Origin of the sequence: Lentzea aerocolonigenes (assembly GCF_000974445.1) — a bacterium.
In the GTDB taxonomy this organism is placed as follows: domain Bacteria; phylum Actinomycetota; class Actinomycetes; order Mycobacteriales; family Pseudonocardiaceae; genus Lentzea; species Lentzea aerocolonigenes.
In genome coordinates, this window is the sequence record NZ_BBOJ01000019.1 from 169,931 (window position 1) to 187,675 (window position 17,745).

Annotated in this window: 18 protein-coding genes; 10 read left to right on the forward strand and 8 right to left on the reverse strand. The window is 67.9% G+C overall.

All coding sequences use genetic code 11. From position 1 onward, the window contains the following. Positions 1-81: 81 nt before the first annotated feature. Positions 82-1,467: a DNA repair protein RadA gene (radA, locus tag AOM45_RS33885; RefSeq protein ID WP_030471007.1), complete on the reverse strand. Its 1,386-nt coding sequence runs from the start codon at positions 1,465-1,467 to the stop codon at positions 82-84. A 154-nt stretch (positions 1,468-1,621) separates the two neighbouring features. Between radA and AOM45_RS33890 the strand changes: the two genes are divergently transcribed. Continuing rightward, positions 1,622-2,050 carry a DoxX family membrane protein gene (locus AOM45_RS33890; protein WP_030471008.1) on the forward strand — a complete coding sequence of 143 codons (429 nt, stop codon included), beginning with the start codon at positions 1,622-1,624 and terminating at the stop codon, positions 2,048-2,050. Between the two features lie 186 nt (positions 2,051-2,236). Here AOM45_RS33890 and AOM45_RS33895 read toward each other — a convergent pair whose 3' ends face one another. Continuing rightward, positions 2,237-3,019, reverse strand: a complete 783-nt coding sequence (locus AOM45_RS33895; protein WP_156094178.1) for a hypothetical protein — start codon at positions 3,017-3,019, stop codon at positions 2,237-2,239. A gap of 230 nt (positions 3,020-3,249) precedes the next feature. On the opposite strand from AOM45_RS33895, the gene AOM45_RS33900 reads away from it, so the two are divergent. From AOM45_RS33900 to ispF, 3 genes are read left to right on the forward strand one after another with little or no spacing between them, the layout of a single operon-like run. Then, the gene (locus AOM45_RS33900; RefSeq protein ID WP_030471010.1) at positions 3,250-3,732 is read left to right on the forward strand and encodes a CarD family transcriptional regulator; all 483 of its coding nucleotides are present in this window, start codon (positions 3,250-3,252) and stop codon (positions 3,730-3,732) included. 40 nt (positions 3,733-3,772) lie between these two features. Continuing rightward, entirely contained in the window at positions 3,773-4,465 is a 693-nt protein-coding gene (gene ispD, locus AOM45_RS33905; RefSeq protein ID WP_030471011.1) for a 2-C-methyl-D-erythritol 4-phosphate cytidylyltransferase, read from the forward strand. Continuing rightward, positions 4,462-4,929: a 2-C-methyl-D-erythritol 2,4-cyclodiphosphate synthase gene (gene ispF, locus AOM45_RS33910; RefSeq protein WP_030471012.1), complete on the forward strand. Its 468-nt coding sequence runs from the start codon at positions 4,462-4,464 to the stop codon at positions 4,927-4,929. The genes ispD and ispF overlap by 4 nt, the downstream gene beginning before the upstream one ends. Here ispF and AOM45_RS33915 read toward each other — a convergent pair. Next, complete coding sequence (locus AOM45_RS33915; RefSeq protein ID WP_051784280.1) at positions 4,926-5,219, reverse strand: DUF6191 domain-containing protein; 294 nt, start codon at positions 5,217-5,219, stop codon at positions 4,926-4,928. The two genes, ispF and AOM45_RS33915, sit on opposite strands and share 4 nt — an antisense overlap. 53 nt (positions 5,220-5,272) lie before the next feature. Here AOM45_RS33915 and AOM45_RS33920 point away from each other — a divergent pair, with 53 nt between their 5' ends. The 6 genes from AOM45_RS33920 (at position 5,273) to AOM45_RS33945 (ending at position 12,708) form a co-directional block, all read left to right on the forward strand. Further along, positions 5,273-6,220: a toll/interleukin-1 receptor domain-containing protein gene (locus tag AOM45_RS33920; RefSeq protein WP_051784281.1), complete on the forward strand. Its 948-nt coding sequence runs from the start codon at positions 5,273-5,275 to the stop codon at positions 6,218-6,220. Between the two features lie 10 nt (positions 6,221-6,230). Next, complete coding sequence (locus AOM45_RS33925) at positions 6,231-6,854, forward strand: HAD family hydrolase (RefSeq protein ID WP_030471015.1); 624 nt, start codon at positions 6,231-6,233, stop codon at positions 6,852-6,854. Continuing rightward, a complete protein-coding gene (cysS, locus tag AOM45_RS33930; RefSeq protein WP_030471016.1) occupies positions 6,851-8,260 on the forward strand; it encodes a cysteine--tRNA ligase in 1,410 nt (469 codons plus the stop codon). The genes AOM45_RS33925 and cysS overlap by 4 nt, the downstream gene beginning before the upstream one ends. A 5-nt stretch (positions 8,261-8,265) precedes the next feature. Then, positions 8,266-9,237 (forward strand): 23S rRNA (guanosine(2251)-2'-O)-methyltransferase RlmB, encoded by a 972-nt coding sequence (gene rlmB, locus AOM45_RS33935; protein ID WP_030471017.1) that lies wholly within the window; start codon positions 8,266-8,268, stop codon positions 9,235-9,237. 623 nt (positions 9,238-9,860) lie between these two features. Beyond that, positions 9,861-11,030 (forward strand): MFS transporter, encoded by a 1,170-nt coding sequence (locus AOM45_RS33940; protein WP_236703926.1) that lies wholly within the window; start codon positions 9,861-9,863, stop codon positions 11,028-11,030. Between the two features lie 211 nt (positions 11,031-11,241). Then, positions 11,242-12,708, forward strand: coding sequence for a GGDEF domain-containing protein (locus AOM45_RS33945; protein ID WP_059362840.1), 1,467 nt, complete (start codon positions 11,242-11,244; stop codon positions 12,706-12,708). 414 nt (positions 12,709-13,122) lie between these two features. Here the strand turns inward: AOM45_RS33945 and AOM45_RS33950 are convergent, their stop codons facing one another. The 5 genes from AOM45_RS33950 to AOM45_RS33970 form a co-directional block, all read right to left on the reverse strand. After that, the gene (locus tag AOM45_RS33950; protein WP_236703921.1) at positions 13,123-13,902 is read right to left on the reverse strand and encodes a metal ABC transporter permease; all 780 of its coding nucleotides are present in this window, start codon (positions 13,900-13,902) and stop codon (positions 13,123-13,125) included. A gap of 29 nt (positions 13,903-13,931) precedes the next feature. Continuing rightward, a complete protein-coding gene (locus tag AOM45_RS33955; protein WP_030471021.1) occupies positions 13,932-14,723 on the reverse strand; it encodes a metal ABC transporter ATP-binding protein in 792 nt (263 codons plus the stop codon). Continuing rightward, the gene (locus AOM45_RS33960) at positions 14,720-15,631 is read right to left on the reverse strand and encodes a metal ABC transporter solute-binding protein, Zn/Mn family (RefSeq protein WP_030471022.1); all 912 of its coding nucleotides are present in this window, start codon (positions 15,629-15,631) and stop codon (positions 14,720-14,722) included. Before AOM45_RS33960 ends, AOM45_RS33955 begins: the two co-directional genes overlap by 4 nt. Positions 15,632-15,729: 98 nt before the next feature. Next, positions 15,730-16,824, reverse strand: coding sequence for an ABC transporter ATP-binding protein (locus AOM45_RS33965; protein WP_030471023.1), 1,095 nt, complete (start codon positions 16,822-16,824; stop codon positions 15,730-15,732). A 109-nt stretch (positions 16,825-16,933) separates the two neighbouring features. Continuing rightward, entirely contained in the window at positions 16,934-17,692 is a 759-nt protein-coding gene (locus AOM45_RS33970) for an SDR family oxidoreductase (RefSeq protein WP_030471024.1), read from the reverse strand. Positions 17,693-17,745: the final 53 nt, after the last annotated feature.

Genomic DNA, 17,745 nt, shown 5'->3' on the forward strand with positions numbered 1-17,745 from the left:
CAGCCCATCCGTTCCCTCACGGCCCGCATCCGGCGCGGCCCAACGCCTCCCCTGCCGAACCCTCCGCGTCAGCGCGGCCGCTCACTCGTCCTCGTTCTTGACCGCCCGCATCCGCCGGTTCAGCCCCAGCACCTCCAACGCCGACACCAGGTCGTTCGCCACCAGCGCCCGCACCCCGTCCGGCAGCGGGCCGTGGTCCGGTGGCACCAGTGCCTTCTTGAAGCCCAGCCGGGCCGCCTCGGTGAGCCGCTTGCCGACGCCGTTGACCCGGCGGATCTCGCCGGCGAGTCCCACCTCGCCGAGCACCACCAGGTCGGCGGGCAGGGCGATCTCCCGTTCCGCGGAGGCCACCGCCAGCACCACGGCCAGGTCGGCGGCGGGTTCCACGAGCCGCATGCCGCCCACGGTCGCGGTGAAGACATCCTTCTGGAACAGGTTGACCTTGCCGCGCTTCTCCAGCACCGCCAGCGCCATCGAGATCCGCGCCGAGTCGAGGCCGCTGACGGCACGGCGGGGTGCGGGCAGGTTCGTCTTGGCCACCAGGGCCTGCACCTCGCCCAGCATCGGTCGCTTGCCCTCGACGATCACCGTGACGCAGGTGCCCTCCACGGCCTTCTCGCGGCGCGTGAGGAACAGGCCCGACGGGTCCGGCACGCCCACGATGCCGTCGTCGCGCAGCTCGAAGCAGCCCACCTCGTCCGCCGCGCCGTAGCGGTTCTTGATGCCGCGCAGCAGCCTCAGCGACGAGTGCCGGTCGCCCTCGAACTGCAACACGACGTCGACGAGGTGCTCCAGGACCCGCGGCCCCGCCACGGATCCGTCCTTGGTCACGTGGCCGACGAGCACGACCGGCAGACCTCGCTCCTTGGCCATCGCGATCAGGCCCGCCGCGACGGTTCGCACCTGCGTGACGCCGCCGGGCGTGCCCTGGACGCTCACCGTGGACATGGTCTGCACCGAGTCGACGATCAGCATCGACGGCTTCACCTGGTCGACCTGGCCCAGCAACGCGCTGAGCTCGCTCTCGGCCGCCAGGTACATCTCGGGGTGGAGGTTGCCGGTGCGTTCGGCGCGCAGCCGCACCTGACCCGCCGACTCCTCACCCGTGACGTAGAGGCAGCGCCCGTGCGACTCGGCCCAGCGGTGCGCGGTCTCGAGCAGCAACGTCGACTTGCCCACGCCCGGCTCGCCCGCCAGCAGCACGACCGCGCCCGGCACGAGTCCGCCGCCCAGCACGCGGTCGAACTCGCTGACGCCCGTCGTCAGCGCCCGCGCCGACTCGATGTCGACCTCGCCGATCGGCCGGGCCGCCGACGTGGGCGCGCCGGCCACGACGCGCGTCACCGACGCCGTGCCGCGTTCCTCGATGCTGCCCCACGTCTGACATTCGGGGCAGCGGCCGAACCACTTCGCCAGCTCGTGCCCGCACTCGGCACACCGGAAGATCGGCCGCGCTGTCTTCGCCACGACGCGAACGTTAGAGGACGCCACCGACAGAAACGCGAAGGCCCAGGTCAGACCACACCCAGAAACTTTCCAAGATTTTTCTCGACGGTTTGTCGATCCACCCCGCAGCCCGTTCGACGCATCAGTGGAAGGACACGACAGCCTGGAGGACACAGTGACCACCGCAACCGCGACCCAGACCCGCAAGTTCGCCCTCGGCCGCTACGCCACCGTCGTCACCCGCGTGCTGACCGGCCTGCTGTTCGCCACGACCGGCCTGAACGGCTTCCTGATGTTCATGCCCGCACCGGACCCCAGCACGATGGCGCCGGCAGGCGTCGCGTTCAGCGCCGCCCTCTACGCCACCGGCTACATGCTGCAGCTCGCGTCCGCGGTCCAGCTGGTCTCCGGCGTGCTGCTGGTCGTCGGCCGGTTCGTGCCGCTGGCGCTCGCGATGCTGGCCCCGATGGTCGTGAACATCTTCCTGTTCCACGTGTTCCTGGAGCCCAGCGGAACCGTCGTGGCGCTGCTCGTGGTCGCCGCGGAGATCGGCCTGGCGTGGGCCTACCGCGACCGGTTCCGCCCGATGCTCAAGGCCGCGTGACCTGAGAAACCGAAAACGCCGCCCCCTCACGATGAGGGAGCGGCGTTTTCACTGTCCTGCGAGTTCGTGTCGGTCGTCCGGTCGCCTCTTCGGGTCAACCGCCGGAGACGATTCGGCCCGAAGCGGTGGCCGGACGACCGACCTGAAGACGAACTCGCCGCCGTCTGCGAAGCAGCGGCCGAAAACTCAGTGGCCCGCGGTCTCGTGGCCCTCGCTCACGCGCTTGTGCTCGGACGGCGCGATCGGCACCTCGATCGTGACCGAACCGGCCTTCTCGAAGAGGAACGTGATCTTCACGGTCTGCGCCGCCACGATGTCGCGGTTGACCTTCTTCAGCGTGCAGCGGACCTTCAGCACCTCGAGGTCGTCCGGGATCGCGGCCGACGAAGAGGTCGGCGCGACGGACGAGCCCGACGGGCGGCCAGAGGACGACGGCGAGCCGGTGGACGACGACGGAGCGCCCGTGGTCGTGGTCGGAGCCCCAGAGGTCGACGAAGGCGCGCCCGAGGTCGACGACGGAGCACCGGAGGTCGACGAAGGCGAGTGCGACGACGAGGAGGCGTGCGCGGAGGACGAAGGCGCGGAGGTCTTCGTCGGGGCCTTCGAGGCGTCGTACTCCGCCTGCAGCGCGTACCGGGCCGGGATGTCCTTGCCGCCCACGATCTCGGCCTCGCCCTCGGCGGCGTCGGACTTGATCGACAGCAGCTTGTCCGGGGTCTCGCCCCCGTTCGCGATGACGAAGGTCATCGGCACGTCGTCGCCCTCGTGGTAGCGGTTGCCGTCCGGCGGGAACGCCAGCATGACGTTGCGCACCGCGATCGGGCCCGCGTTTCCGCTCGCACCGTCCACGGCGGCGACCTGGGTGTCGGTCTGGGTGACCTGACCGGCGCTGCAGCCGACCGCCACCAGGCCGAGGCCCGCGGCCAGCGCTGCCGTCACGATCAACCGGCGAGACACTCCTGAGTTCACGGCTCCAGCGTCCTTCCTAGGGAACAACCACCAGGCAAAGAGCCTAACCGGGGCCCGGAATGGGGACGCGACGTGGTGCCAATCGATCTTGACAAGCCCGTACGTTGCACGCAAACAGGTGGTTTGTCAACCCCCCACACGGCCCTGACCAGCACTAACGGATCATCGACCTGCGCGGGAAGGGTTGCCGGACGTGTTAGGATGGAGGAAGCGAAAGGGGCAGAGGACACATGGTTTTCAAGGTCGGAGAGACCGTCGTCTACCCGCACCACGGTGCCGCTCTCATCGAAGCAATCGAGACCCGCGTGATCAAGGGCGAGGAGAAGAAGTACCTCGTTCTCAAGGTGGCGCAGGGCGACCTCACCGTTCGGGTTCCCGCCGACAACGCCGAGATCGTAGGCGTGCGCGACGTTGTCGGCCAGGAAGGGCTCGACCGGGTTTTCGAGGTCTTGCGTGCTCCCCACACCGAGGAGCCGACCAACTGGTCTCGGCGGTACAAGGCCAACCTTGAGAAGCTCGCCTCCGGCGACGTGAACAAGGTTGCGGAAGTGGTGCGCGACCTCTGGCGGCGCGAGAAGGATCGCGGGCTGTCCGCCGGTGAGAAGCGAATGCTGGCGAAGGCTCGGCAGATACTGGTCAGCGAGCTGGCGCTGGCCGAGGGCACCGACGAGGACAAGGCCGAGGTTCTCCTCGACGAAGTTCTCGCGTCCTAGTTTTCAACACAAAACACAGAGCATCGGACAAAGTCGCAACATGAGTGTTGTCGCGCTCGTGCCTGCGGCAGGGCGGGGTGAGCGTCTGGGCTACGGGATGCCCAAGGCGCTCGTGCCGGTCGACGGAGTACCGCTCTTGACCCGTGCCGTTCAAGGTCTGTTCGCGTCAGGCCAGGTTCAGCACGTCGTCATCGCCGCTCCACCGTCCGATGTGGATCAAGTGCACACCGCAACCGCCTCGCTGGCCCCCGCCGGCGGGGCGGTGCACGTGCTTTCAGGGGGCGCCGAACGCACCGATTCGGTGCGCCTCGCCCTCGAACACGCGCTCCGCGTGATTCCGGACACCTCGATCGTGCTGGTGCACGACGCGGCCCGTGCTTTCACCCCTCCCGAGGTCATCGCGGGCGTCGTGGCCGCTGTGCGCGACGGGCACGACGCCGTCATCCCGGTGCTTCCGGTCGCCGACACGATCAAGCAGGTGAACGAGGTCGGAGTGGTCGTCTCCACACCTGACCGAGCCGGTCTGCGGGTCGTCCAGACCCCGCAGGGATTCCGCGCCGAAACTCTCAGAGCCGCCTACAGCGCCGCTGTTGCCGCGACTGACGACGCGGGTCTTGTAGAACAGAACGGTGGCGAGGTCCACACGGTTCCCGGACACGCGCACGCCATGAAGATCACCACTCCGTTCGACCTCGCCGTCGCGGAGGCACTTTTCTGCGGAGGCCAGCAGTGAGGATCGGCCAGGGCGTCGACGTCCACCCGATCGAAGCAGGTCGCGAATGCTGGATCGCCGGACTGCTGTGGGAGGGCGTGGACGGGTGCGCGGGTCACTCGGACGGCGACGTCGCCTCGCACGCGCTGTGTGACGCACTCCTGTCCGCGGCGGGCCTCGGCGACCTGGGCGCGGTCTTCGGCACGTCCGATCCGCGCTGGTCCGGCGCGCACGGCGTGGTCCTGCTCACGGAGGTGCGCCGCCTGATCGAGGAGGCCGGTTTCCATGTGGGAAACGCCACAGTGCAGGTGATCGGCAACGAGCCGCGCATCGGCAAGCGCCGGGAAGAAGCTCAGAAAACGCTTTCCGAGGCCGTGGGCGGCCCGGTTTCGGTGGCCGGCACGACGACCGACGGGCTCGGCCTCACCGGGCGGAACGAAGGCATCGCGGCGATCGCCACCGCGTTGCTGATCAGCAACGCCTAACTGGGCAGCCGCTGCTCCGGCACCTTGATCACAGCCGTGCCGCCGTCGAGATCCACCCGGCTTCGCGGCGGTGCCCCGTCACCTTCCTCGTCGCGCAGCTGCCGCTCCTCCTTGCGGTACTCGAGCTCGTCGCGCTTGCCCGCCTCGAACGTGGCGCCCAGCTCGCCGAAACCCGCCGCCGCGATCGGCGTGCCCTTCTTCCTGCGCGCGAACCGCTCGACCACCGCGAGCACGAACAACGCCACCACCAACGCGGGCAGCGACATCGCGAACAGGAACCCCAGGCTCATACCTGGACAACTCCGGCGACAGCACTGTGGTTCCCGCCACTAACATCCACACGGTGACCAAGTACGACATCTGCCTGTCGTTCGCCGGCGAGGACCGCGCCTACGTGGAAGAGGTGGCGCACCACCTCAAGGATCTGGGACTGCGCTACTTCTACGACAACGAGCGGCAGCACGAGCTCCTGGGCGAGGAGCTCACCGAGTACCTGGACAAGGTCTACCGCGAAGACTCGCGCTTCTGCGTGATGTTCGTTTCGAAGGACTACGTGCGGAAGATCTGGACGATCCACGAGCGCCGCTCCGCGCTGGCCCGCGGCCTGCACGACCCGCACAAGCCGTACGTGCTGCCCGTCCGCTTCGACGCCACGCCCGTCCCCGGTCTGCGCCCCAGCATCGGCTACCTCGACCTGAAGGAATTCACTCCGCGCCAGCTCGCCGAGATGCTCGCGAAGAAGGTCGGCATCGAGGTCGGCCCGCCCGAGGCAGGCTGGGAGTACCGCACGTTCACCGACATCGTGCGGCAGAGCATGCGCGGCCTCGAGGACAAGAAGCTCAACCACGAGATGGGCTTCGCGGACAACGTGCGCTCGCTCAGCTCGGACACCGACGCGATCGACTACTTCACCGCTCGCACCCGCAAGTTCGACGAGATCCTGAACGCCGTCCAGGACGTGCTCTCGCCGCAGAAGCAGCAATGGGCGTTCGGCCCGGCGGGACAGGCAGGCAACGCGGACAAGGTCCGGCTCCTGGCCACGAGGTTCGTGAAGAACTACGAGGACCTGCTCGACTGGGCCGCCGACCTGCGCGGCACGACGACGCCCGACCGCCACCGCGCGCTCTACGAGGCCACCGCGAAACTCGCGGACCAGCCGTTGAAGCAGATCGACGAGTTCGTCGAACACTTCGCCGCCGCGGCCCAGCGAGGTGCCGGCGACCTGACGCTGACCATCGACTACGACTCGTCCGAGGTCGAGGCAGAGCTCAAAAAGGTCCAGACCACGTAGAGTCGAGGGCGTGACGATCCGCGCCGCGCTCTTCGACTTCTCCGGCACGCTCTTCCGGCTCGAACACCCCGAGCTGGCGTCCAACGCGGACCTGATGCGTGCGCTCACCGCCCCGGTCGGCATCGCCGACGACATGGACCCCGAGCTCGTCGACGCGTGGTACCGCCGCGACCTCGACCCCGACGTCCACCGCTGGGTGCACGTCCGGGTGCTCAACGACTCGAACGTGGCCAACGCCGAGGGCCTCTACGACCAGCTGATCGACGCGGAGTCGTGGCAGCCCTACCCGGACACCGAGGCCGCGCTGGCGCACCTCACCGACGTCCCCGTCGCGGTCGTCAGCAACATCGGCTGGGACATCCGGCCCGTGTTCGAGCGGTTCGGGCTGACGCACCTCGTGGACGAGTTCGTGCTCTCCTACGAGGAAGGCGTCATCAAGCCGGACCCGAAGATCTTCACCACCGCCTGCGAACGGCTGGGCGTCGACCCGCGCGACGCGGTGATGGTCGGCGACAGCGAGGAGGCGGACGGCGGCGCGGAGGCCATCGGCTGCGCCTTCCGCCTCGTCAATCCGGTTCCGACGAGTGACCGCCCGACTGCTCTTTTGGATGTGGCCCGTACCATTCCCGTGTGAGCCTCCACATCTACGACACCGCGAGCCGGTCCATGCGGGAGTTCCACCCGCAGGTCAACGGAACGGCGTCGATCTACGTGTGTGGGGCGACCGTGCAGGGCATCCCGCACATCGGTCACGTCCGCAGCGGCCTCAACTTCGACGTTCTGCGTCGGTGGCTGGCGCGTGACGGTGCCGACGTGACGCTGGTCCGCAACGTCACCGACATCGACGACAAGATCCTCACCAAGGCCGCCGACCACGACCGGCCGTGGTGGGAGTGGGCGTACACGCACGAGCGCGCCTTCGAGGAGGCGTACGACGCGCTGGGCTGCCTGCCGCCGTCGTACGCGCCGCGGGCGACCGGCCACGTGACGCAGATGGTCGAGCTGATGCAGCGGCTGATCGACAAGGGCCACGCCTACGACGTCGACGGTGACGTCTACTTCGACGTGCGCTCGCTTCCCGAGTACGGCGCGTTGTCCGGCCAGAAGCTCGACGCCGTGGAGCAGGGCGAGACCGCCGTGCGCGGCAAGCGCGACCCCCGCGACTTCACGTTGTGGAAGGCCGCGAAGCCCGGTGAGCCGTCCTGGCCGACACCGTGGGGCAACGGCAGGCCCGGCTGGCACCTCGAGTGCTCGGCGATGGCCACGGCGTACCTCGGCAGCACGTTCGACATCCACGGCGGTGGGATCGACCTGATCTTCCCGCACCACGAGAACGAGCAGGCGCAGTCGCGCGCGGCCGGTGACGGCTTCGCGAACTACTGGATGCACAACTACTGGGTGACGTTCTCCGGCGAGAAGATGTCCAAGTCGCTCGGCAACACCGTGTCCATCCCGGTGATGCTGGAGAAGGTCAGAGCCCAGGAGCTGCGGTACTACCTGGTGGCGCCGCACTACCGCTCGCACATCGAGTACTCGGAAGAGGCGTTGCAGGAGGCGGTGACGTCGTACGGGCGCATCGAGTCGTTCCTGCGCCGCGTCGCCGAGCGCGTCGGGCAGGTCCAGCTCGCGGGCGACATCTGCCGAGAGGCATTCGACGCAGACTTCGTCGTTGCGATGGACAACGACCTGAACACGCCTCAAGCCGTGGCGGCACTGCACAACAAGGTGCGCCAGGGCAACACGGCACTCGCCGACGGCGACCACGACAAGGCCCTCGAAGCGGCCGAGTGCGTGCGCCGGATGGCCGACATCCTCGGCGTCGACCCGTTGTCGCCGAAGTGGAACGACCAGTCGTCTGCCGACCTCGGCATGCGGCAGGCACTCACCACGCTGGTTGATCGGCTGCTCGTCGAGCGCCAGGAAGCCCGCAAGAGCAGGGATTTCGCACGCTCTGACGCGTTGCGCGACCAGCTCTTGGAGGCGGGCATCGCCGTCGAGGACACCCCCGACGGTCCGCAGTGGACTTTGAAGGACGACTGACTTCCGTGGCTGGCAACTCCAAGCGCAAGGGCGCGATGCGCAATCCGGGCTCGAAGAAGGGCGCGGTCGTCGGCTCCGGCGGACAGAAGTCCAAGGGCCTGCAGGGCAAGGGTCCGACCCCGAAGGCGTCGGACCGCCCGAACCACCCCGCCTACAAGCGGGCCAAGGCCGTCGCGAAGACCGAGGCGGTCAAGACGCAGCGGCGCCAGAAGACCGAGAAGGCCCAGGCCGAGACCGTGGCGGGCCGCAACCCCGTCGTGGAGTGCCTGCGCGCGGGCACGCCGGCGACGGCGCTGTACGTGGCGCTGGGCATCGACGCTGACGACCGCGTGGCCGAGGCCGTGCGCCTGGCGGCCGACCGGGGCATCTCCGTGCTGGAGGTCGCCCGCGGTGAGCTCGACCGGATCACCGGCGGCGCGATGCACCAGGGCCTCGGCCTGCAGGTGCCGCCGTACGAGTACGCGACCCCGAACGAGCTGCTGGAGATCGCCCAGCGCGCCGGCGAGCCGCCGCTGCTGGTGGCGCTGGACGGCGTGACGGACCCGCGCAACCTGGGTGCCGTCGTGCGTTCCGCCGCGGCGTTCGGTGCGCACGGCGTGGTGCTGCCGCAGCGGCGCAGCGCGTCGATGACGGCGGTGGCGTGGCGGACCAGCGCGGGCACGGCGGCCAGGCTGCCGATCGCGATGGCCACGAACCTGACCCGCACGCTGCGCGACTGGGCGGAAGCGGGCCTGATGATCGTGGGCCTCGACGCCGACGGTGACGTGGACGTCGACGGTCTGGATCTAGCGACGGGCCCGCTGGTCGTCGTCGTGGGCTCGGAGGGCCGCGGCCTCGGCCGTCTGGTCAAGGAGACCTGCGACCAGACCGTGTCGATCCCGATGGCCACGGGCGTCGAGTCGCTCAACGCGTCGGTCGCCGCCGGTGTCGTGCTGGCCGAGGTCGCACGGCGTCGCCGGATCGTCGCCAAAGGCTGATCACGCCTGACGTTATCGGCTGCTTCGCGACGCTGAGCGCGACCATTCACCGACGTTAGTGATCGTTTTCCCGCCCGCGAAACCGGTTCAGCTTTCACGGGCGGGAAACTGTGAACTCGGCTTCTTGCCAACACCTCGCAGGTGCCCCGGATGACAAACGGCGTGCCCTATTCCGCGCCGCTCCCGAGCGCGGGTACGGTCGTCTCGTTCGCCAATTACCAGTTCTGCCGGGCAGGAGTCGGAGCGGGTTGCACCGCTTGGCCGAGCGGGTGACACCCGTTTGGCACCGGCTGACACAAAGCGTGACCATTTGGGGTCCAATCAGGCGAACCCGAGGTCAACTGTGAAGAAGATCAGCTCTACGTTTCGCTATTGTAACTACTTTAGGTAACCAGCCTGCTCCGTTTAGGTACACACTGTGGTAGGACAGACGTTGAACGGTCAGGCAGCTTCTACCGTGATTGTCGATAGAAATTGATTACTACCGGCGGGGGCGACGTGACTCGGCGTAGAGCGAATCGGGACGTGCCGATTCGTCGCGCGCGGGCCGCGGCGCGCCGAGGAGCCGTATGACGACCCGTGGCGCCCTCCGCGAGCTGGTGGGTTTGCGTGAGTTCCGCGCCATGTGGATCGGTTCGACCGCTTCGACAGCCGGTGACCAACTCGCAGCAGTCGCATTGTCACTGCTCGTATTCGAACGAACACAATCCGCTGCGTGGACCGCTCTCACCTGGTCGTTGACGCTCTTCCCGCCGCTGATTTCGGGCCCGTTGCTCGGCTGGGTCGCCGACCGGTTCCCGCGACGCACGGTGATGGTGACGACGGCCTGGTCACAAGCGGTGCTCATGGGCGCGATGGCCATTCCCGGCATGCCGCTGTGGGCGATGATCGTGCTGCTGGTGGTGGTGCTGGCGATCTCCTCGCCGTACCTCGCGGCCCAGGAGGCGAGCCTTCCGCACGTACTGCCGGCCAAGCGCTACGACGACGGCGTGGCGCTGTTCGGCACGTCCGTCGACATAGCCCAGATGGCGGGTCTGGCCGCCGCGGGCTTCCTCGTCGCCCGCACCAATCCCGGCGTGGCGCTCGCGATCAACGCGGTCACGTTCGCCGTCCTGGCGATCCTGGTGCAGACGTCCGTGAAGCACCGTCCGGCCGCGGATCCGCTGGGCCGCAAGAAGAAGGACGACGAGCCGCGCGGCGCGCTGACCCTGATGGTCACCGAGCCGCGATTGAGGACACTGCTGGGCGTCCGGCTGCTGGCCGGCCTGGCGATGGTCCCCGAAGGACTGGCGGTGCCACTGGCGGCGAGCCTGAACGCGGTCTGGGCGGTGGGCCTGATCCTCGCCATCGAACCCGCGGCGAACGTGCTGGGTGTGGCGCTGCTGTTCCGTCTCGTGCGCGATCCGGCGAAGCGAGAACGGCTGATCGGCCCCCTGGCGATCCTGTCGCTGGCGCCGTTGATCATGTTCGCGTTCAACCCGAACCTGACCTGGACGATCGTTCTGCTGGTGATCGCCGGTATAGGCGGGGCCTATCACACACCCGCTCGTTCGGCTTGGATGAGACTGCTACCCGACCAGTACCGAGGAAGGGCTTATGGCATTGGGCGCGCTGCACTGCGCTCGAGCCAGGGCGGAGGAATGGCGCTGGCCGGTGTCGTCGCCCATTCGATCGGCTCGGTCACGGCCACGATCGCGGGAGCGGGCGGTATCGGACTGCTGCTGGCAACACAAGCCACCATCGCCTGGCGACGTGCTCGAGGTCGCAACGACACGAAGGCGGTGGCAATCTGAAACAGAACGGTCACCAATAGCGATATCCGTCTTAGAGGCACCAGGACGATCTAGATGCACGATTGAAGTCCGGTCGACGAGAGGCGGCGTTCAGAAGTCACGGTTGCGCATGGAAGGACACCTCCTCGTTGCGACGAGCAGCAGCGTGGTGGTCTACGACCTGGTCAGCGGCGGCTTAGCTCATGAAGTGCCATGAGCGTAGGGGGTCGTGGTGAAGAACAGTTTGACTGATCGCAGGCGATCGCGGGCACTCGGCTTGACTCCGATTCGCAACTGGGACCTTTGGACCGTTGCGCCTAGTGCGATCGCGTACTTTTTCGTGCTCGAAGCAGCCGTAGCCGTTGCGTCCATTTGGCTGCTAACAAGACTGACCTCGGTCGACAACTCCGACTGGCTCCGCTTCGGCGCGCTCATCGCCGCGATCACGATCCACCTCACGATCGTCCGCCGAGCAGAAGAGGCCCGCCGCAAGGAGGCCTCGGGCCCTCACATCGACCTGACCTCGGTCTGGACCTTCGCGGCAGCGGTGGCCCTCCCCGGCGGCCTGGCAGTGATCGCCACGATCTGGATGCGCATCCTGATCCAGCCGATCGCCCGCCGCCAGCCCTACCGCTTCGTCTTCGGCACGGCCTCCATGCTGGCCAGCACCCTCCTTTCGTGGACCCTCGTCCACCTCTCAGGTGTCTCCCTGGCCGCGACGGGCAACGTCCCGACAGACCTGGGCCTGGTCCTGATACTGGCCATCACCGCAGTCCTCTACTGGTTCGTCCAGGTCATGACCGTCGCAGTCGCCTTCAAGATCGTCACCCCGAACTCGAAGGTCCTCGACTTCCTGGGCTCCAAGGTCGACAACATGCTCGAAATGAGCACCCTCGGCGCCGGCGCCATGCTGGGCATGCTCATGACCTCCCACTGGGTCGGCCCACTGCTCCTGGTCGTCCCGGTGATCCTCGTGAACGCCCTCCTCTCCCGAGCAGGCGAACGCCGCACCCACCTCGAACGCCTGCTCCGAGAACAGGAACAACTCCACCAGCGCCTGGCAGCAGACGCCCACACCGACTACCGAACGGGCCTGCTGAACACCAACGGCCTGGCCGAATACGCGGGCCGACTGGCAGAACGCTGCCGCCTGGACGGCGAACCCATGACCGTCCTGGTGATCGACCTGGACCACTTCAAGCGCATCAACGACACCTGGGGCCACCCAGCAGGCAACGCGGTCCTGGCCGAAGTGGGCCGAATCCTCCGCGAAAAACTCCGCCCAGGCGACGTGGCAGGCAGGGACGGCGGCGAGGAATTCGTGGTGGCCCTGAAAGACACCCCAGTGGCCCAAGGCGTGACGATCGCCGAACGCATCCGCGAAGCCATCGGCTCCCTGGCCGTCCCCACCACGGACAAGCACCGCAACGTCGTCACTCTCTACGGCCGCGAAATCCAGCCCACCGAACCAGAGGGCGTGGAACTACAGGCGATCAGCGCCTCGATCGGCGTAGCGGTGATCCCCGACAACGGCCCGGACATGGCCACAGCCCAGCACTCGGCAGACGCAGCGCTCTACAAGGCCAAGGAAAACGGCCGCAACCAGGTCCGAGTAGCGGGCTTGGACATTCCGCCGCGCCTGATGCCAACGCCACGCCAAGACGACATCACAAAGCCAATCACCTCGCGCACGGCCTGAGCGCCAGCGCCGAAGGCGCGCCCTCAAGGCGAGGCCGAAGGCGAGCAGTCTTGGCTTGAAACCGCAAGGTTCCGGCGGTGTGGTCCCGTCACGAGTCGTGCCACAGCTCTTGTCGCGCCCGAGGGGAGAGGTCAAGTCGCACGCTTTTCGCGACTTGACCTCTCCCCTCGGGTGTGACCAGCTCCTGGTACGGCTTGGGACGGGACCACACCGCCCGAACCGCACCACCAACGCAACCGCAAGCCGCCGAAAGCAACAGGCGTGCCATCAACCCGCAGACGGCGCTGGCCGGTCTTTGATCAGATTGGCGGGGTAAGGGCAGAGCCCCCAGCTTGAAACCGGCACCGAACACGGCGACGCAACCGACCCACAATCACCGACCAACAATCACCGGCCAACAACACCCACCCCACATCAGGCGGCCCGCCGAACCGCCCCAACCCCACGACAAACCAGGTAGATCACAAAGCTCACCGCCGTGACGAGAGCAGAAACCGGCAACCCAGGCTGCAGCGACAACAAAATCCCCCCAACCGCCGCAACCTCGGCAAACACAACCGAAAGCACCGTAGCCCGCAACGGCGAAGCAGTAACCCTCATAGCCGCAGCAGCCGGCGTGATCATCAACGCCAACACCAGCAACGCCCCGACAACCTGAACCGACAACGCAGTAGCCACACCGACCAGCACAGCGAAGACGATCGACAGCCCCCGCACCGGAACCCCGCGCGAGACAGCCACATCAGGATCAACCGACGCGAAGAACAACGGCCGGTAGATGAACGCCAGCACGGCCAGCACAGCCACCGACGAAACAACCAACAGCGTGAGATCAGTCGAGTCGACCCCGACGATCTGCCCGGTCAGCAGCCCGAACTTGTTGGCAGCCCGTCCTTTGTAGAGGGCGAGCATGAGAATCCCCATGCCCAGCCCGAACGCGAGGATCGCGCCGATCACCGAGTCGCGGTCGCTCTCGCGGCGCGACAGCACGCCGAGCAGCACCGCGGCGAAGATCGAGCCGGCCAGCGCGCCGTACCCGACGCCGATGCCGAGCAGCAGGGCCGCCGCACCACCGGTGAACGCGAGCTCGCTCGTGCCGTGCACGGCGAACGCCATCTTGCGGGTCACGATGAACGGGCCGAGCACGCCGGCGACGAGTCCCAGCACGGCGGCCGCGATCAACGCGGTCTGCACGAAGTCGAGCTCGAGCAGATCGAAGATCGTCACGACGCCGCCTCGGAAGCCAGGTGGTGGGTCTGCTCCTCGCAGGCACCCGCGCCGACGACCAGGATCTGGTCGCGCACCCGCACGACCTCGACCGGCGTTCGGTACAGCTCGGACAGCGTGCGGGAGTTCATGACCTCGTCCGGGGTGCCGACGCGGAACCTGCCGCCGACCAGGTAGAGGACGCGGTCCACGAGCGGCAGCACCGGGTTCAGCTCGTGCGTGACGAACAGGACCGCGGTGCCGGCTTCGCGGCGGCGCTTGTCGATCAGTTCGGAGACCACGCGCTGGTTCGCGAGGTCGAGCGACAGCAGGGGTTCGTCGCAGAGCATCACCGTCGGGTCGCCGACGAGCGCCTGCGCGACGCGCAGCCGTTGCTGCTCACCACCGGACAGCAGACCGATCGGCTCGTCCGCGTACCGGGTGGCGCCGACGGACTCGATGGCCGCGTCGACGCGGATCCTGCGCTCACGGCGGTGACGCAGGCCGAGGCCCCAGCGGGCGCCGTCGAGGCCGAGACCGACGAGATCCCGGCCGCGCAACGTCATGGACTGGTCGAGCGCTCGCTGCTGCGGGATGTACCCGACGGCCTGGTTGCCGCCGGCGACGGTCACCGTGCCCGACGACAGCGGCTGCAACCCCAGCAGCACCCGCATCAGGCTGGTCTTGCCGGACCCGTTCGGGCCCAGGACCGCGAGGAACTCACCGGGCTCGACGTCGAGGTCGAGCCCGTCCCACAACACCCTGTCCCCGTAGGACAGGCGTGCCCCGCGCAGCGAGATCGCGGTCATGCCTTGAGCGCCTGCGCGAGCGCGTCCACCTGCTTGCTCATCCAGTCAAGGTAGCCGGTCACACCCGCGGGCAGCGTCTCGGTGACCTGAACGACCGGCACGCCCGCCGTCTTGGCCTTCTCGACGACCTGCTTCGTGACCTGGTTCTCGGTCTGGGTGTTCTCCACCAGCACGTTGATCTGCTTGCCCTCGACCAGCTTGTTCATCTCCGCGAGCGCGGCGGCCGGCACGTCCGACTCCTCCTCGATCGCCTTGCTGAACGCCTCGGGCGTGACGTCCTCGGCACCGGTCTCGTCGAGCAGGTAGTGCGCGATGGGCTCGGTCGCGGCGACCTTCTTGCCCTTGCCGATGCCGTCGACCTTCTTCTCGAGCTCCTCGAGCTTCGCGCTGAAGTCCGCGGTGTTCTTCTCGAACGTCGTCTTCCTGTCCGGCGCGATGGCACCGAGCTCGTTCGCGGCCGCCTCGGCCACCGCGCGCACGGTGTGCAGGTCGTACCAGACGTGCTCGTTCACGCTGTGGTCGTGGCCGTCGGCGTCCGGCGTCCCGGTCTGCGGCTTGGAGTGGTCGTCGCGCAGCGGGAACGCCTCGACCTTCTTGGTGGCGTCGCTGGTGATCAGCTTGGCGAAGAAGTCGTCGTAGCCGCCGCCGTTGAAGACGACCAGCTTGGCGTCCTTGACCAGCGCGGCGTCGGCCGGCTTGCTCTCGTACGAGTGCGGGTCGGCGCTCGGGTCGTCCAGCAGCGCCTTGACCTCGACGGCGTCGCCACCGACGGCCTGGACCACGCTGCCCCACACGTTCGTGGAGGTCACGACCTTGATCTTTCCGCTGTCCGAAGCAGGGGTGGCCGTACCGCACGCGGCCAGGCTCACGACGGCGAGTGCGCCGACCAGAGCGTTGCGGAGAGTCATCACGCCGTCCCTCGATCAGGTAATGGAAACCGTTGTCGAGTTCAGTTTACGACACGAAAAAGCCCCCGGCGGTCACGCCGGGGGCTTTCAGGTGTGACTCACGCCTCCAGGCGCTCGCCCGATTCGGGGTGGAACAGGTGGATCTCGCTGTGGTCGCGCACGGCGACCTTGACGTGCTGACCCAGGGTCGGCGGCGTGCGGCCGTCGACGCGGACCACGAAGCGCTGCGACGAGTCGCCGATCTTCACGGCGCCGTGCACGAGCGCGTCGGCACCGAGCTCCTCGACCAGCTCGACGGTCATCTCCATGCCCTCTTCACCCGACGGCACGATGCCGAGCGCCTCGGGCCGGATGCCGAAGGTGACCTCGTCCAGACCGCCGGCGGCGTCGAGCGCGGCACGGGAGAGCGGCACGATGACGCCGTCGAGCTTCGCACCCTCCGACGTGATCGGCACGGTCTTGAGGTTCATGGCCGGCGAGCCGATGAAGCCCGCGACGAACGCGTTGGCCGGGCGGTCGTACAGCGCGCGAGGCGTGTCGCACTGCTGCAGCAGACCGTCCTTGAGCACCGCGACGCGGTGGCCCATCGTCATGGCCTCGACCTGGTCGTGCGTGACGTAGATCGTCGTGGTGCCCAGGCGCTGCTGGAGGGCCGCGATGTTCGCACGGGTCTCGACGCGCAGCTTGGCGTCCAGGTTGGACAGCGGCTCGTCCATGAGGAACACGGAGGGCTCACGCACGATGGCGCGACCCATCGCGACACGCTGCCGCTGACCACCGGACAGCGCCTTCGGCTTGCGCTCCAGGTACTTGGTGAGGTCGAGCATCTTGGCGGCCTCTTCGACCTTCGCCTTGATCTCGGTCTTCGGCACACCGCGGAGCTTGAGCGCGAAGCCCATGTTCTCCGCGACCGTCATGTGCGGGTAGAGCGCGTACGACTGGAACACCATGGCGATGTCCCGGCCCTTCGGCGGCACGTTCGTGACGTCCTTGCCACCGATGTGGATGGCGCCCTCGTCGACGTCCTCGAGGCCCGCGAGCATGCGCAGCGCGGTCGACTTGCCGGAACCGGACGGACCGACCAGCACCAGGAACTCGCCGTCGCTGACCTCAAGGGACAGCTCGTCGACCGCGCGGACCGGCGGGTTGCCGGAGAAGACCCGCGACGCCTTGACGTAGGACACCTCAGCCATGTGACGCACCTTTCACCTTGTCTGGGCGCGACGTTAGGGATTGCAAGCGCTTACGGGAACAGACGTAAGCGCTTACGTTCCAGGGTTGGCGAACGTAAGCGCTTACGTTTCAGAAGGCTCCGGCGTTGCGGGCAGCCCAGTCGGCGAACCGGGTGGCTGGCCGGCCGGTCACCTGTTCCACGTGCGGGCTGACCTGCTGCTCCTCTGCCGTCGGCGATCCCAGGATGGTCAGCGTCCCCTCCACCACGGGCGGTGGCATGAACTGCGACATCTGCGCCCGAGCCTCCTCGACGGACTGCTCGGCGAACGGCAACGACAGCGCCTTCGCCCGTTCCCGCGGAGTCATCGCCTCCGGCCCGGTCAGCACGTACGTCCGCCCCTCGTGACCGCCCTGCAAAGCCGCGGCGGCAACGGCAGCGATGTCCACCGGGTCGACGAACGGCAGCGCCACGTCCGCGAACGGCGCCGCGGCCATCCCGCCGGCCCACGCGTAGGCGTTGGTGAAGAACCCGCTCGGCCGCAGGATCGTCCACTCCAGACTCGACTGCCGCACGGCCTCCTCGAACGACGCCAACCGCGAGTGCGGCACCATGCCCGGCCGCGTCCCTGCCCCCTGCGACGACAACAGCACCACGCCCCGCACCCCGCCGGCCTTGGCCACGTCCAGCAGTCCGGCGATGTCGGTGTCCGGCCCGAGCAGCTCACCGCCGAACAAGAGGAACAGCGCCTCGGCACCGTCGACGACAGGTTCGAGCGTCTCCGGCCGGGCGAGATCCACCTGCGGACGCGACACCCCGAGAGCCTTGTCCCCCAACAGCTCCATCAGCGGGCGTCCCACGTTGCCGGTAGCCCCAGTCACCACGATCACGAGCTTCTCCTCAGCCGTTGATTCGGTATCGCGAGGAAAGCTAACATCGTGAA

Excerpts from the sequence above, each read along its gene's own strand:
- AOM45_RS33960 (WP_030471022.1), bottom strand. The coding sequence starts at position 15,631 with ATGACTCTCCGCAACGCTCTGGTCGGCGCACTCGCCGTCGTGAGCCTG.
- AOM45_RS33915 (WP_051784280.1), bottom strand. The coding sequence starts at position 5,219 with ATGAGCCTGGGGTTCCTGTTCGCGATGTCGCTGCCCGCGTTGGTGGTG.
- AOM45_RS33965 (WP_030471023.1), bottom strand. The coding sequence starts at position 16,824 with ATGGCTGAGGTGTCCTACGTCAAGGCGTCGCGGGTCTTCTCCGGCAAC.
- AOM45_RS33940 (WP_236703926.1), top strand. The coding sequence starts at position 9,861 with ATGTGGATCGGTTCGACCGCTTCGACAGCCGGTGACCAACTCGCAGCA.
- ispD (WP_030471011.1), top strand. The coding sequence starts at position 3,773 with ATGAGTGTTGTCGCGCTCGTGCCTGCGGCAGGGCGGGGTGAGCGTCTG.
- AOM45_RS33955 (WP_030471021.1), bottom strand. The coding sequence starts at position 14,723 with ATGACCGCGATCTCGCTGCGCGGGGCACGCCTGTCCTACGGGGACAGG.
- AOM45_RS33900 (WP_030471010.1), top strand. The coding sequence starts at position 3,250 with ATGGTTTTCAAGGTCGGAGAGACCGTCGTCTACCCGCACCACGGTGCC.